Annotated in this window: 17 protein-coding genes; 9 read left to right on the top strand and 8 right to left on the bottom strand. The window is 66.9% G+C overall.

The features are described from left to right. The 4 genes from AC1Q6E_RS18690 to AC1Q6E_RS18705 all read left to right on the top strand — a co-directional run bounded on the left by AC1Q6E_RS18690 (nt 1) and on the right by AC1Q6E_RS18705 (nt 3,029). Complete coding sequence (locus AC1Q6E_RS18690; protein WP_152797328.1) at nt 1–651, top strand: carbonic anhydrase; 651 nt, start codon at nt 1–3, stop codon at nt 649–651. 94 nt (nt 652–745) lie between these two features. Further along, nucleotides 746–1,450 (top strand): hypothetical protein, encoded by a 705-nt coding sequence (locus tag AC1Q6E_RS18695; protein ID WP_152797326.1) that lies wholly within the window; start codon nt 746–748, stop codon nt 1,448–1,450. A 115-nt stretch (nt 1,451–1,565) separates the two neighbouring features. Next, nucleotides 1,566–2,456 carry a cation diffusion facilitator family transporter gene (locus AC1Q6E_RS18700; RefSeq protein ID WP_152797324.1) on the top strand — a complete coding sequence of 297 codons (891 nt, stop codon included), beginning with the start codon at nt 1,566–1,568 and terminating at the stop codon, nt 2,454–2,456. A gap of 12 nt (nt 2,457–2,468) precedes the next feature. Then, complete coding sequence (locus AC1Q6E_RS18705; protein ID WP_152797321.1) at nt 2,469–3,029, top strand: DUF1415 domain-containing protein; 561 nt, start codon at nt 2,469–2,471, stop codon at nt 3,027–3,029. A gap of 33 nt (nt 3,030–3,062) precedes the next feature. On the opposite strand, the gene arfB is transcribed toward AC1Q6E_RS18705, so the two are convergent. Continuing rightward, nucleotides 3,063–3,485, bottom strand: a complete 423-nt coding sequence (gene arfB / locus AC1Q6E_RS18710) for an alternative ribosome rescue aminoacyl-tRNA hydrolase ArfB (RefSeq protein WP_152797319.1) — start codon at nt 3,483–3,485, stop codon at nt 3,063–3,065. Nucleotides 3,486–3,492: 7 nt separating this feature from the next. Continuing rightward, nucleotides 3,493–4,494, bottom strand: a complete 1,002-nt coding sequence (bioB, locus tag AC1Q6E_RS18715; protein ID WP_296555347.1) for a biotin synthase BioB — start codon at nt 4,492–4,494, stop codon at nt 3,493–3,495. A gap of 370 nt (nt 4,495–4,864) precedes the next feature. Here bioB and AC1Q6E_RS18720 point away from each other — a divergent pair, with 370 nt between their 5' ends. The 4 genes from AC1Q6E_RS18720 (at nt 4,865) to AC1Q6E_RS18735 (ending at nt 8,000) form a co-directional block, all read left to right on the top strand. Beyond that, the gene (locus tag AC1Q6E_RS18720) at nt 4,865–5,146 is read left to right on the top strand and encodes an HU family DNA-binding protein (RefSeq protein ID WP_124689288.1); all 282 of its coding nucleotides are present in this window, start codon (nt 4,865–4,867) and stop codon (nt 5,144–5,146) included. A gap of 95 nt (nt 5,147–5,241) precedes the next feature. Then, on the top strand, nt 5,242–5,706 hold the full coding sequence (locus AC1Q6E_RS18725) for a MarR family winged helix-turn-helix transcriptional regulator (RefSeq protein WP_152797315.1): 465 nt from the start codon (nt 5,242–5,244) through the stop codon (nt 5,704–5,706). A gap of 113 nt (nt 5,707–5,819) precedes the next feature. Beyond that, a complete protein-coding gene (locus AC1Q6E_RS18730) occupies nt 5,820–6,812 on the top strand; it encodes a Bug family tripartite tricarboxylate transporter substrate binding protein (protein WP_296555346.1) in 993 nt (330 codons plus the stop codon). A 3-nt stretch (nt 6,813–6,815) separates the two neighbouring features. Next, nucleotides 6,816–8,000 carry an FAD-dependent monooxygenase gene (locus AC1Q6E_RS18735; RefSeq protein WP_152797312.1) on the top strand — a complete coding sequence of 395 codons (1,185 nt, stop codon included), beginning with the start codon at nt 6,816–6,818 and terminating at the stop codon, nt 7,998–8,000. Between the two features lie 75 nt (nt 8,001–8,075). On the opposite strand, the gene AC1Q6E_RS18740 is transcribed toward AC1Q6E_RS18735, so the two are convergent. The 3 genes from AC1Q6E_RS18740 to AC1Q6E_RS18750 all read right to left on the bottom strand — a co-directional run bounded on the left by AC1Q6E_RS18740 (nt 8,076) and on the right by AC1Q6E_RS18750 (nt 11,055). After that, on the bottom strand, nt 8,076–8,984 hold the full coding sequence (locus tag AC1Q6E_RS18740; RefSeq protein ID WP_296555343.1) for a LysR family transcriptional regulator: 909 nt from the start codon (nt 8,982–8,984) through the stop codon (nt 8,076–8,078). 202 nt (nt 8,985–9,186) lie between these two features. Beyond that, nucleotides 9,187–10,158 carry a Bug family tripartite tricarboxylate transporter substrate binding protein gene (locus tag AC1Q6E_RS18745; protein ID WP_296555342.1) on the bottom strand — a complete coding sequence of 324 codons (972 nt, stop codon included), beginning with the start codon at nt 10,156–10,158 and terminating at the stop codon, nt 9,187–9,189. Between the two features lie 69 nt (nt 10,159–10,227). After that, nucleotides 10,228–11,055: an alpha/beta fold hydrolase gene (locus AC1Q6E_RS18750; RefSeq protein ID WP_492573270.1), complete on the bottom strand. Its 828-nt coding sequence runs from the start codon at nt 11,053–11,055 to the stop codon at nt 10,228–10,230. 207 nt (nt 11,056–11,262) lie between these two features. Between AC1Q6E_RS18750 and AC1Q6E_RS18755 the strand changes: the two genes are divergently transcribed. After that, nucleotides 11,263–11,937 carry a TetR/AcrR family transcriptional regulator gene (locus AC1Q6E_RS18755; protein WP_492573271.1) on the top strand — a complete coding sequence of 225 codons (675 nt, stop codon included), beginning with the start codon at nt 11,263–11,265 and terminating at the stop codon, nt 11,935–11,937. Between the two features lie 35 nt (nt 11,938–11,972). On the opposite strand, the gene AC1Q6E_RS18760 is transcribed toward AC1Q6E_RS18755, so the two are convergent. From AC1Q6E_RS18760 to AC1Q6E_RS18770, 3 genes are read right to left on the bottom strand one after another with little or no spacing between them, the layout of a single operon-like run. Beyond that, nucleotides 11,973–12,374, bottom strand: a complete 402-nt coding sequence (locus AC1Q6E_RS18760; RefSeq protein WP_492573272.1) for a hypothetical protein — start codon at nt 12,372–12,374, stop codon at nt 11,973–11,975. An 11-nt stretch (nt 12,375–12,385) separates the two neighbouring features. Further along, nucleotides 12,386–13,117: an SDR family oxidoreductase gene (locus AC1Q6E_RS18765; protein ID WP_492573273.1), complete on the bottom strand. Its 732-nt coding sequence runs from the start codon at nt 13,115–13,117 to the stop codon at nt 12,386–12,388. A 21-nt stretch (nt 13,118–13,138) separates the two neighbouring features. Next, nucleotides 13,139–14,101 carry a tripartite tricarboxylate transporter substrate binding protein gene (locus AC1Q6E_RS18770; protein ID WP_152797298.1) on the bottom strand — a complete coding sequence of 321 codons (963 nt, stop codon included), beginning with the start codon at nt 14,099–14,101 and terminating at the stop codon, nt 13,139–13,141. Nucleotides 14,102–14,109 lie beyond the last annotated feature (8 nt).

Below are 14,109 nucleotides of genomic sequence, written 5' to 3' on the forward strand. Positions count from 1 at the left end.
ATGTTCCCAGCACGACTCACAGACGGCTACCGCTCTTTCCTGGGCGGCCGTTTCAACGACGAGCGCACCCGCTACGAGACGCTTGCCGAAAAGGGCCAGAAGCCCGAAATCATGGTCATAGGCTGTTGCGATTCCCGCGTGGCCCCGGAAGTCATCTTCGACGCCGGCGCCGGCGAGCTCTTCGTGGTCCGCAACGTCGCCAACCTCGTCCCCCCCTACGAAGGCATCACCCAGCACTACCACGGCACCAGCGCGGCGCTGGAGTTCGCGGTGCAGTCGCTGCGCGTCAAGCACATCGTCGTGCTGGGGCACGCTCTGTGCGGCGGCGTCTCGGCCTTCGCCAACAGCGCCGACCCGCTGTCGCCCGGGGACTTCATCGGCAAGTGGATGCAACAGATCGCTCCGGTGGTCGAACGTACCGTCCCGCCCGGCGAAAACCCCGGCATGTACATCCGCCAGCTCGAACTGGCCACGGTCGAACACAGCCTGAACAACCTGATGACCTTCCCTTGCGTACGCATCCTGGTGGAACGGGGCCAGTTGCAGTTGCACGGGGCGTACTTCGGCGTCGCCACGGGCGTGCTGATGGTGCGCGATCCGGCCACCGGCGAGTTCCGTCCCGTCACGGAAAACCCGCTCCCGCTGGACTGAGCACGCCGGGCAACAATTCTTACGCAACGTCATCGGGCGCCGGCGGTCCAAGCGGTTTGCACCGCGCACGGCCGCTGCGCACGGAGCCTGGACCATGATGTTACGTATTGCCGCCACGGCGCTGTTGTCCCTGTCCCTCCCCCTGCTCGCCCACGCCGCCGGCACCGCTCGGCTGGCCGGACTGGACGACCGGGGGCAACCCTTCTCCGCCTCGGTCGAATACGCCGGCAGCAACCTGCGGGCCGCTTCGCCCCAGAGTCCGAACAACTACCTGCTCGCCCGCGGCGACAAGATCTATGCCGTCAGCCGCGTCAACGGCCAGCAGGTGGTCATGGAGGCCGCGGACCTGATGCGCATGGCGGGCGGCCTGATGCCCAGCCCGACGGCCGCGCTCGAACAGGTCAGCGCCATCGTGTCCCTGCAACCGACCACCCGCAGCGAAACCGTGGCCGGACTGGGCGGCACCGTCTACATGCTGACCTACGAGGATGGCCGCCGGCAGCGGCGCTCCGAGGAACTGGTCCTGACGTCGGCCCCCGCGGCCAGCGAGCTGACCGCCGCGGCGCTGAAGCTGGGCCGCGGCCTGGCCTCGCTGTCGGGCACCCTGCTGCCCCCCGGCGCGGACGACCTGGCACGGCGCCTCCAGGCGGACCGGCTCGGCCTGCTGCGTTTCGGCGACCGCTTCAAGGTGGAGGCCCTGGACGACCGCCCGCCTCCGCCCGCGCGCTTCGAAATACCCGGCGGCTCGTTCCAGATCCCCGATCTGCGGGGCCTCCTGCCCGGCCTGGGAGGCCGCTGAGCCCCAGGCACGCAAACCGCGCGGACCCGGCTAGAATGCCAGGATCCGCACGCCTGCCCGAGCCCATGCCCCTTCTCGTCCTGTCCGCCCCGCGCCGCGGGAAAACGGCCTCCCCATGACGCGCGCCTCGAGACTCGGCCTGGTCACCATCGTCGTCGGGATCGTCGTCCTCGGCCTGAAGTACCTCGCCTACCGGCTTACCGGCAGCATCGCGCTTTACTCCGATGCGCTGGAAAGCATCATCAACGTGGCCACCGCCGTCATCACCGTGGTGGCGCTGTCGGTCAGCGCCATGCCGGCCGACGCCAACCATCCCTACGGCCACAACAAGGCCGAGTACCTGTCCGCGGTCCTGGAAAGCACGCTGATCGTGTTCGCCGCGCTGACCATCCTGCGCGAAGCCTACCAGGGCTTCATGAACCCGCGCCCGCTCGATACACCGGTCCTTGGCATGGTGATCAGCCTGGCCGCCACCCTGATCAACGGCGTCTGGGGCACCCTGCTGATGCGCTACGGCCGCCGCTGGCATTCGCCGGCCCTGGTCGCCGACGGCCACCACCTGTGGACCGACGTGATCTCGTCGATCGGTGTCGTGATCGGCGTGGCGCTGGTCGCGCTGACCGGATGGACCCGCCTGGACTCCATCATCGCCGGCCTGGTCGCGCTGCATATCCTGTGGTCCGGATGGCAATTGATGCGCGACTCGGTGGGCGGCCTGATGGACGAGGCCCTGCCCCGGGAAATCGTCGACGGCGTGCGGCGCATCATCCGCGACCACGCCGCCGGGGCGCTGCAGGCCAATACCCTGCGCTCGCGCCGCTCGGGACCCCGGGTCTTCATCGAATTCAATCTCGTCGTGCCCGGCACGATGCCCGTGGGCGCCGCCCACGCGATCTGCGACCGGCTGGAAGCCGCCATCCATGGCTACATCGAAGGCAGCTCCATCGTCATCCACATCGAACCCGAACAACAAGCGGTCGCCTCGCCCGAGGTCCGCATCAGCTGAGCCCATCGCACCATGTTCACTTCCCCGCCCGACTCCCTCCCCCATCCGGCCATCGTCGATGCCACCCGCGCTTGGCTGGAGAAGGCCGTCATCGGCCTGAACCTCTGTCCTTTCGCCAAGGCCGTCCACACCAAGGGACAGATCCAGTACGTGGTCAGCGACGCGCGCGACCCTGACGCGCTGCTCGAGGAACTGGGAGAATGCCTGCGCACGCTGGCGCAGGCCGACCCGGAGCAGGTCGACACCGTGCTGCTGATCCACCCTTGGGCGCTGGCCGATTTCTACGACTACAACGAGTTCCTGGACGAGGCCGACGCCGCCGTGGAAGTCCTGGGCCTGGAAGGAGAGATCCAGGTGGCCAGCTTCCATCCCGATTACCAGTTCGCGGACACCGGCGCCGACGATATCGAGAACTACAGCAATCGCTCCCCTTATCCCACCCTGCATCTGTTGCGCGAAGCCAGCGTGGACAAGGCGGTGGAGGCCTTTCCCGAAGCCGACAGCATCTACGAGCGCAATATCGAGACCTTGCGCGAGCTGGGCCACGAAGGCTGGAAGAAACTGGGACTGTAGGGCGGGCGGAACGGACGCTGCGGCGTCCGGACTTCAGTCCTCGCTCACGCGGCCGCGCAGCCGCTTGGCTTCGCCGTGCCGCACCTTGCGCTGCAAGCGGCGCTGCTGCGATCCCTTCGTCGGCCGCGTGGGTTTGCGCGGCTTCGGCGGCTCGGCCACCGACACCAGCAGCGCGCCCAGGCGTTCGAGCGCGTCGGCGCGGTTCTTTTCCTGGCTGCGATAGGCCTGCGCCTTGATCACCACCACGCCGGCGCTGGTGATGCGCCGATCGGCCTTCTGCATCAGCGCCTCTTTCCAGGCCTGGGGCAGCGAGGAGGCGCCCAGGTCGAAGCGCAGGTGGACCGCGCTCGACACCTTGTTGACGTTCTGGCCGCCCGCCCCTTGCGCGCGGATCATCGTGAAGACGATCTCGTCTTCATCTATCGCGACGCCGGGAGCCAGATGCAGGACGGGCATGCGGGCCTCAGTGCGCGGCCGCGTCCACGCGCATGCCCAGCCGCCGCAACAGGTTGCGGTCGGCCTCGGCCTGCGGGTTCTCGGTAACCAGGAGCTTGTCGCCGTAGAACATGGAATTGGCGCCGGCCAGGAAGCACAAGGCCTGCAGCGCCTCGTCCATCTGCTCGCGCCCCGCCGACAGCCGGACCACGGCCCCGGGCATCGTGATCCGCGCCACCGCGATGGTGCGCACGAACTCGAACGGGTCCACCGACGCGTTGTCCGCCAGCGGCGTGCCCTGCACCCGGACCAGGTTGTTGATGGGCACGGATTCGGGGTATGGGTCGAGGTTGGCCAGTTGCACGATGAGCCCGGCCCGCTCGCGGCGCGATTCGCCCAGGCCCACGATGCCGCCGCAACAGACCTTGATGCCGGCTTCGCGCACCCGGCCCAGCGTATCCAGCCGGTCCTGGTAGGTGCGCGTGGTGATGACGCGGCCGTAGAACTCGGGCGAGGTATCCAGGTTGTGGTTGTAGTAATCGAGCCCGGCCTCGCCCAGTTGTTCGGCCTGGCCCTCGCGCAGCATGCCGAGCGTCACGCAGGTCTCCAGCCCCAGGCCCTTGACCGCCTTGACCATGTCGGCCACCGCGTCGACCTGGTGCGGCTTCGGGCTGCGCCAGGCCGCCCCCATGCAGAATCGCGTGGCGCCGTTGTCCTTGGCCGCCTGCGCCGCCTGCAGCACCTCGTCCAGGGGCATCAGCTTCTCGGCTTCGACACCGGTGTCGTAGCGCGAGGATTGCGGGCAGTACGAGCAGTCCTCGGGGCATCCGCCGGTCTTGATCGACAGCAAGGTCGACAGTTGCACGGCATTGGGATCGAAGAAGCGCCGGTGTACCTGCTGCGCCTGATAGAGCAGATCCGCGAACGGCAATTCGAACAGCGCCATCACCGCGTCCACGTTCCAGGATGTGCAATTGCGGCGAGATGTAACGGAGACGGCCGCGTTCGCGACGGCGGAATCAGCTTGCATGGGAACTCCTTCACGAGGGACGGCGCGGCCTGCGGACCGCGGCCAGCGCACATGGTAAGCAAGCCGCGCGGCCGCATCAAATATTCAAAATCCGTTTTTTGCATCAAAAATCGGCGAAATTGCCGCGTACGCCATGATTTTGAGTCAAACCGCGGCCAACATGACGCCTACACCTGTTGCAACTTCGCAGAATTTTTCGGTTAAGGTTGAGAGGAACCCTCGCGCAGTAGCCGCTCTCGCGCGGTGCTGCGCCAACGGTCATCGTCAGCCGCCGGACTTGCATTTCTTCTCCAAGATTGTTTGAATGCCGGCTCTGTGCACAGGCAGAGGGCCATCCGGCCGGTCTGCCGCTATTTTTCAAGGAGTACGCATGCGCACCAAGAAGGAACTGATCGACGCTCTCGCCGAGCGCACCCAACAACCGAAGAATGTCTCCGAAGCCTTCATCGACGCGCTGGGCGATGCCCTGCGCGACACGCTGGCCAAGGGCGACGAGGTCGTGCTGCCTGGCGTCGGGAAGTTCTCGGTGAAAGAAAAAGCCGCCAAGACGGGCCGCAACCCCCGTACCGGCGAAGCGATCCAGATCGCTGCCCGCAAGGCACCCGCTTTCAGCGCCGCCAAGGTCCTGAAAGACGCCGTCGACGTCAAGTAAGCGTCGCCGCCACGCGCGCCCTCCGCATATAGCGGCGGTGCGCGCCGAATCAGTCTGCCTTACACTGCAAGAATCCTTCGCTCCCGGAGTCATTCTTGTCTACCGACCACCCCGCCGAGCCCTTCAGCGGTCCCAGCACCACCTACCTGGTCTCGCAGGTACACCATCCCCTCCGCAACTTCAGCGACGCCCTGCTCAAGCCCTATGGCGTGACAGGCATCCAGTTCACCGTGCTGTCGGTGGTCGCGCACCGCGAAAAGCTCTCCTCCGCGGATCTGTCCAGGCGCTTCTACGTCACGCCCCAATCGATGGGCCAATTGCTCTCGACCCTGGAAGAACGGGGCCTGCTCGAGCGCAAGGAGGACGCCAACAATCGCCGCATCCTGCGCATCACGCTGACCCCGGCCGGACGCGAAGTGGTCGAGGCCGGCACGCGCGAGCTGAACCGCTTCGAGCAGGAGGCTTTCTCCAGCCTCAGCCCCAAGGAACTCAAGACCTTTCGCGGACTGCTGCGTACCGTCATCGACGATTTGCGCAGCCGGCATATCGGCGCCACCTAGCGGGCACCGTGATGATCGAAATTCCTTGTGATTCCATAATTATTATGTGATTCAACTCGCTCATCGCTTCATCTTATAGTCCCCCCAACATGATGGACAATGAGGGGATATCGATGAAGAAACTGGTCTTGCGCGCAACGCCGATGCGGCGTGCGTGCCTCGCCACCTTGGCAACGCTGGCCCTGGCCGGCACCGCATCGGCCGCGGCCGCCGAATTTCCCGCCGGGCCTGTCACCATCGTCGTGCCTTTCCCGCCCGGAGGCCCCACCGACACCACCGCACGGCTGGTAGGCAGGACGCTGTCGAAACAACTCGGCCAACCCGTGGTGATCGAGAACCGCGCGGGCGCGGGCGGCACGGTCGGCTCTGCCTCGGTCGCGCGCGCCAAGCCCGACGGCCACACCCTGCTGTGGGCCAGCACCAGCAGCCTGGGCGTGGCGCCGGGGCTGTACCGCAACCTGGCCTACTCGCCGATGGAATCCTTCGCGCACGTGGGCCTGGTGGCGCGCAGCCCCATCCTGCTCGTGGTGCGCAATGCGTTTCCCGCCAATACCTTGCAGGAACTGGTCGCCTATGCCGCCAAGAACAAGGTGTCCTACGGTTCCGCGGGCAACGGTTCGATCAACCACCTGACCGGCGAATGGTTCAAGGAAGTATCCGGCGCGAACATCCTGCACGTGCCTTATAAGGGCGGGGCGCCGGCGCTGGCGGACATGATCGGCGGCCAGATCGACATGACGCTGGAGACCATCACCGTCGTGCGGCCCTACCTGGAGAGCGGCCGGGCCAAGGTCCTCGCCACCGGCGGCGCCACGCGCTCGGCCGACATGCCGCAGGTGCCCACCGTGCGCGAAGCCTTCGGCGGCGATTTCGAATCGTATTCCTGGACGGGCCTGGTGGCACCCGCCGGCACGCCGGCAGCCGTCGTGCAAAAGCTCAACGCCGCGCTGCGCGCGGCCCAGGACGACCCCGAGCTGATGGGCCAGATGAAGGCCGGCGGCCAGGACGTGATCAAGACCACGCCGGACGAATTCCGCAGCTTCCTGGCGAGCGACACCAAGCGCTGGGCCGAACTGATCAAACGCACCAACACCACACTGGACTGATCCATGCGCATCATCATCGCCGGCGGCGGCCTGGGCGGATTGACCGCCGGCCTCGCCCTGCTCCAACAAGGTTTCCAGGTCCGCATCCTGGAACAGGCCCCGCAATTGAAAGAAGTCGGCGCGGGCATACAACTCGGGCCCAACGCCGTGCACGTGTTGTATGCGCTGGGCCTGGAAGGCGACATGGCCGCGCAGGCCTGCGAGCCCGAAGGCAAGATCGTACGGCTGTGGAACACCGGCCAGACCTGGAACCTGTTCAACCTGGGCGATGTCTCGCGCGAACTCTACGGCTACCCGTACCTGACCGTGCATCGCGCCGACCTGCACCAGGCCATCGCCGCCGGCGTACGGCGCGCCGATCCCGACGCCCTGGTGCTGGGCGCCAAGTTCGAACGCTTCGAGCAGAACGGTGATGGCGTGATCGCCTACACGGCCGATGGCCGGAGCTTCCAGGGCGACGTGCTGGTCGGCGCGGACGGCGTGCACTCGCTGGTGCGCGGCCAGTTGTTCGGTGCCGACCGGCCGGACTTCTCCGGGCTGGTCGCCTGGCGCGGCGTGATCGACGCCGACAAGCTGCCCGAGCGCCTGAGCCGGCCGGTGGGCGTGAACTGGGTGGGTCCCGGCGCCCACGTCATCCACTATCCGCTGCACGGCTACAAGCTGGTGAACTTCGTCGCGGCCGTGGAACGCAGCGATTGGCAGGTCGAGTCCTGGACCGAGCGCGGCACCACCGAAGAGTGCCTGCACGACTTGCGCGGCTGGAACGAAGACGTGCATACGCTGGTGCGCGCCATCGACGTGCCCTACAAATGGGCGCTGATGGTTCGCGATCCCATGGCGCGCTGGAGCGAAGGCCGGGTCACCCTGCTGGGCGACGCCTGCCATCCCATGCTGCCTTTCCTCGCGCAAGGCGCGGGCATGGCCCTGGAAGACGGCTACATCCTCGCGCGCGCATTGCGCCAGTACGCCGATCCGGCCCAGGCACTGCAACGCTACGAGCAGGCGCGCAAGGACCGCACCGCCAATGTCATCCTCGGCGCCAATGCCAACGCCAAGCGATTCCACAATCGCGAACTGGCCCACGCCGAGGGCGCGGCCGCCTACGTGAACCGCGAATGGCAGGAGGACCGGGTGAAGGAACGCTACGAGTGGCTCTTCACCTACGACGTCGAAACCGTACCCATCTGATCCCCCCCGGACATCGGAGCCGCCCCGCACGCGCGGGGCGGCCGTGGACATCATGGCCGAACGGGAACCCTTCCCCTACGCGTCGGCGGCCATCACGGCCTTGAATACCCTGGCGAATTCGGTCAACGTATCGGGCAAGGGCGCCCCCGCCCGCATCACGTAGCAGAAATCGAACGCCACCGCCGGACTGATCACCCGGTGCTCCACCGCGTAGCGGGCGCACGCGATCTGCGAAAACTCCGGAATGACCGCGATGCCGAAGCCCTGCTCGGCCAGCCCCAGGGCCGTATCCAGGTGCTGCACGGCGATGCGGCGGCCGATGTTGACCTGGTGCTTGAACAAGGCATCTTCCGCCAATTGATGAATCGGGCTGTCTTCGGTCAGCGCCACATAAGGCTGATCGCGCAGGATCTCCCAGGTCGTGTCCTTGCGTCCCTTCGCCGACGGCGTCGGCGCATAGCGCCCCGGCGCATAGACCGCCAGCAGCCCCGATGGCGCCAGCGCCTTGCGCACCAGCCCCGACACCTTCGAAAAGAACGCGCCGAAAGCCGCGTCGGCCTCGCCCGTCTCGACCAGTTGCTGGATCTCGAGGGGACTGCCGGCCATGATCTCGACCTCGACCTGCGGATGGGCCGCCAGGAACCGCCGCATGGTCTCCGGCACGACATTGGCGGCCATCAAGGGCGTGAACGCCAGGCGCAGGGCGGCGCCCTCCTGGCGCCCCATGTCGCGCAGGCGGGCCGCCGCCGCGCTGAGTTCGCGCTCGACCAACTCCGCCGCGGGCAGAAAGACACGGCCGGCCTCGGTCAGCACCACCGCGCGGGTGGTGCGCTCGAACAACCGGGTATTGAGCTGGGATTCGAGTTCGCGAATGGTCGCGCTCAGCCCCGCCTGGCTAAGGTGCAGACGCTGGGCGGTACGGGTGAAATTGCCCGATGCCGCCACGCCCAGAAAAGCCCGTAATTGGCGCAAAGAAATATTCATGCGCCAATTATTTCAGTTTTCCCCCAACCGTGCGCCCCCCAGACCCAGGATGCGGTGGATCCGGCTTTGCCGGTCCACCCGCATCGCCCCTCGGGACCCGGCGCCGGGCCGCCCCAAGGCGGGTCCCGGCCCCCTTGGGGGGCTGCCGCGTAGCGGCTGGGGGCCCACCATCCTGGGCGCCCGTCAGGGCGTAGGGGGGGAACTAGTCCAGCTTCAACCCCGTCCGGCGCACGATGTCGCCCCACTTGGAGATATCGGTAGCGATGATCTTGCGGAACTCCTCGGGCGAGGTCGGCGCGGGGTCGGCGCCGGCCGCGCGCACGCGCTCGATCACGCCGGGGTCGGTCAGCGCCGCCCGAATCGCCGCGTTCAGGCGCTTGACGACGGGTTCGGGCGTGCCGGCGGGCACGGCGATCCCGAACCAGCCCATGGCCTCGTAGCCCTTCATGCCCGACTCGTCCAGCGTAGGCACGTCAGGCAGCGAACTCGACCGTTCGCGCGTCGTCACGGCGAAGGCCTTCATGCGCCCCTCCTTGATATACCCCACGGCGCTGGGCACATCGCTCATGGCCACCGGAATCTGCCCGGCCAGCGCATCGGTGGTGGCCGGGCCCGTGCCCTTGTAGGGCACCAGGACGGTCTTCACCTCTCCAATCTGATTGAAAAGCTCGCTGGCCAGATGCATGACCGTGCCCAGGCCGCCATGGCCGATCGACAGCTTGCCCGGCTCCGCCTTGGCCGCGGCAAGCAGGGCCTTGACGTCCTTGTACGGGGAATTCGCCGGCCCCACCACGACGAAGGGCGAGCTCGCGACCATGCTGACCGGAATGAGATCCTTGACCGGATCGAAAGGCATCGTCCGATACAGCACACTGTTGATGCCCAGCGCGCCGGCCCCGCTGAATACCATCGTGTAGCCATCGGGCGCCGATCGAACCACCGACTCGACGCCGATGTTGCCCCCTGCTCCACCCTTGTTCTCGACCACCACCTGCTGGCCCAGTTGCTTGGACATGACGGGTGCCATGACGCGAGCGATGAGGTCCGTGCTGCCGCCCGGCGGGAACGATACCACCAGCCTCAGCGGACGATTGGGAAAATCCCCTTGCGCCTGTGCCACCGGCAACGCCAGTACGGTCGCGGTCGCCAGGGCCGTCACGATCATCTTCTTCATTTCAGTCTCCTTTTTCATAGCCATATGGGTCCTGCCGCTCGGTGGCGGCCTTCTTATTTTTGAACGTGATCAAATTTGATCATGATTCGTTTCCAGCGACCGCACCATCAGGGCATTCACCGTATCCGCGGCCTCGTAGGCCGCCCAGTGACCCGCGCCGGGAATCATGTCGAAGGCCGCCTGCGGCAGCGCCTCGCGCAAGGTGCGGCCTTGCGCGGATGCATCGCCGCCGCCGTAGACATCGCGTTCGCCGGCGATGCCATGCACCGGACAACGCAGGCCCAGGAAAGCCTCCAGCTCGCGGCTGGCCAGCAGCGGCCGGGTGTCGAGCCGGCAACGCTCCAGGTTGTCGGCATGCAGCCGGACGGCCTCGTCATCGATCAGGGCGGCGTTGCCGAACATGGAGACCTCGAGGTTGTGCCGGTGGATACGGGCCGCCTCGACCGGATCGGCGATACCGCGCCAACGCAGCAATTCGGGCGGCCGCGGCACCATGCGCGAGAAGGCGCCGCGCAGCAACAGGACCTGGCGGACGCGCTGCGGCTGTTGCCGCGCCATGCTCTCCACCAGGACCGAGCCCAGGGAAAATCCAGCGAGCGCCACGTTTGCGTCAGGACCCTCGATCTGGTCGATGCCCAGCCACAACAGGCGGGCAAAAGCGGCGCACGACACATCGCCGGCCGGCAGATCGGAATCGCCGTGGCCGGGCAGATCGGGCACGAGCACCGTGAAGCGTTCGGCCAGCGCGGCGATGTTGCGCACCCAATGCGTCCACGAACCGCTGTTGCCGTGCAGCAGGACGACCCGTGGACCCGCGCCCCATTGCCGCCAGACTACGGCCCGGCCATCGTCAACCGTCGTGTGGATCCGGGCAGCCTGCCCGAGCGTGTCGACCATTTCGTACACCCTTGTCTCTCTCGCGTCCGGTCTCGTCCGGCGCTTATGATAATCACACCTTATATAAAGTTTCTTTACTTATCAAGAGAATCTTGCATCATCGGCGGGGAGGCTTGCCGAGTTCTTCTAGAATAGGCAGCCACGACACCACCGCCACTCTCATTCCTCCGCGCCCTGCTCTTTCATGTCATGAAGAATCCATCCACTTTGTCTTCCCCGAACCAGGAACTGGGCCTGCGCGAGCGCGCCAAACTCGACAAGCTGCGGCGTATCAAACAGGCAGCGCGCGACGTCTTTCTGGAAAAGGGCTACGACGCGGCGACCACGCGCGAAATCGCGCAGCGCGCCGAAGTGGCCATCGGAACCATCTTCGTCTACGCCGACGACAAGCTCGATCTGTTGATGATGATCGTCAACAACGACCTGGATGCCGTGAACGACAAGAGCGCCAGGGTGCTGCGGCGGGACGGTCCGTTGATCGAATTGCTCATGGCTTTCTTCGAGCTGCGATACCGCTACTGGGCCAGGCATCCGCAGATCTCGCGGCCGGCGGTGCAGGCCACCTCGGACTTCCTGGCCCACAGCAGCGACCGCGGCGAGGAAACGCGTCGTTTCTACGCCCGCCGCGCCAACATCTACGCCATGCTGGCCGACGTCGTACGGCGCAAACAGGAACAAGGGCAGATCGGCAGCAACGCGACCCCCGATCTGATCGCCTCGTTGTTCGTCACCATCTACCTGGCCGAAGTGCGGCGCTGGCTCAGCCAGTCCACGCCGCGCCCCGGCGTCGGCCTGGCCTCGCTGCGCGCGCTGCTGCGCCTGGCCATCGAGGGGCTGGCGCCCATGGAGGCCGAACGGCAGGCGCTGGCGTCCACCGACTGAGCGGCGACGCCGCGCGGCACGGCCTGCCGTGCAGGCTACGCGCCTCCCAACAGGTCGCGCGAATCGAGCAGGGCGTAGACGATCTCGGGAGTGCGTTCGAAGCAGCGGCGGATCGCGGCGGGAACGGCTTCGCGCGTCTTGCGGCACAGGCCCCGCTGCTCCGCCAGTTCGATGGTGATCCCTCGCACCGTGCGGACTTCGTTGGCGCTGGGTTCGATATGCAAGACGATGCCCAGTTGCGCGCGCATGCGCGCCTGCATCGCCATCAGGTCTTCCAGCGTAGCCAGGGTTTCGAGACGGGCCACCAGCCGCTTCTCTTCTTCCTTGGTCAACAGGAGGATGCGGCTATCGCCCTGCGGGTCGGCCAGCAAATGGTCGCGTTCGCAGATACAGGCGCCGGGCGGGCATTCCTTGCGGAGGGGAAACGAGGCGTTCATGCCCCGGGATTTTAGCCCCTACCCAGCAAGGGCATGGACAAGGGGAACATCGTGCTGTCGTAAAGGTTGACCTCGGGCGGCAGGCTGGCCATCAGCAGCACGACCCGGGCCACGTCCTCGGCCTTCATCAACTCGCCGGGTTCGAACTTGCGGCCGGACTTGGCGGCCAGCGCCGACTCGGTCACACCGGGGTGCAGCACGCTGACCGCGATGCCGTGCGCCCGTCCGTCCAGCGCCAGCGCATGGGTCATGCCGGACAAGCCGTGCTTGGTCGTCGTGTACGGCACCGAGTCCGGCCGCGGCACCTTGGCCGCCACGCTGCCGATGTTGATGATGCGTCCCTGGCGCCGCGGCTTCATGACCCGAAAGGCCTCGCGGCTGCAAAGGAAAGCGCCGGTCAGGTTCACATCGACGACGCTGCGCCAGGTGTCCAGGCTCATGTCCTCGATAGGCTGGCTGGTGGTGACGCCGGCGTTGTTGACCAGCACGTCCACGCGGCCATGGGCGGCAAGCGCGGCGGCGAACAATTGCGCCACGTCTTCTTCACGGCTGACGTCGGCGACGCAGGCAAGCGCCTCGCCGCCCGCGTCGCGCACCATCCGTGCCGTCTCGTCCAGGGCGTCCCGGCCGCGCGCGGCCAGCACCACGCGCGCGCCGGCCTGGCCGAACGCCACCGCCACGGCCCGGCCTATGCCGGAACTGGCGCCCGTCACGATCGCGACGCGATCCTCAAGGCTTCGCATGCTTGGCCCGTCCCTTGCCTGTCATTCGGCGGTCATGCCCGCGGCGCGGATAATGCGCCCCCACTTCTCGGTGTCGATCGCCACCACCCGCGCGAGATCGTCCGGACCGCCGCTCAGGGGTTCGGCGCCGATGCTGCGCAGAAAGCGGGCCGTCTCGGGGCTGCCGGTGACCTTGAGCAGTGCGGCGCTCAAGGTCTTGCGCACGGCTTCGGGCGGATTGGCGGGCAGGAAGATGCCGAACCATCCCCCCAGGTCGTAGCCTTTCACGCCGGCTTCGTCCATGGTGGGCACATCGGGCAAGGACGTGGGCCGCTTGCTGCCCGTGACCGCCAGCGCCTTCACGCGGCCCCCCTTGAGCTGGGGAATGGCCAGTGTCGCGTCGGCGAACAGGAAGCTCACCCGCCCCCCGATCAGATCGGTCATGGCCGGCGGCACGCCCTTGTAGGGCACGTTGACGGCATCGACGCCGGCCAGCGTCTTGTAGAGTTCTCCGGCCACCTGTCCCGTGGCATTGCCGCTGGCCCACGAATACTTGCCGGGCTGGTCCTTGAGCATCTTGGTCAACTGCGCGACGTTGTCGACCTTGGTGTGTTCGGGCGCCACCAGCAGCACGAACCCCAGGCTGGCCACCGTGCCCACCGGCGCGAAATCCTTGATGGGATCGAAGGGCAGCTTCTTGAACAGATGGACGTTGGCCGCATGGGTGGAGTTCGGCGTGAACAGGATGGTGTAGCCGTCGGCGGGCGCCTTGGCCACGAAGTCGGCGGCCAGGTTGCCGAGCGCGCCGGCCTTGTTTTCCACCACCACCGGCTGGCCGAGTTCCTTTTCCAATCCCGCGGCCACCTGGCGCGCGACATTGTCGATGCCGCTGCCCGCGGGATATCCCAGCAACATGCGCACGGGCCGCACGGGGTAGTCGGCGGCCAGGGCCGGCGCGCCGGCCAGCAGGGTGATCGCGGCAAACGCGGCAAGGCACTTCTTCATTGACTTCG

It is taken from the genome of Pigmentiphaga sp. MLSB6-MA01, from assembly GCF_058793475.1.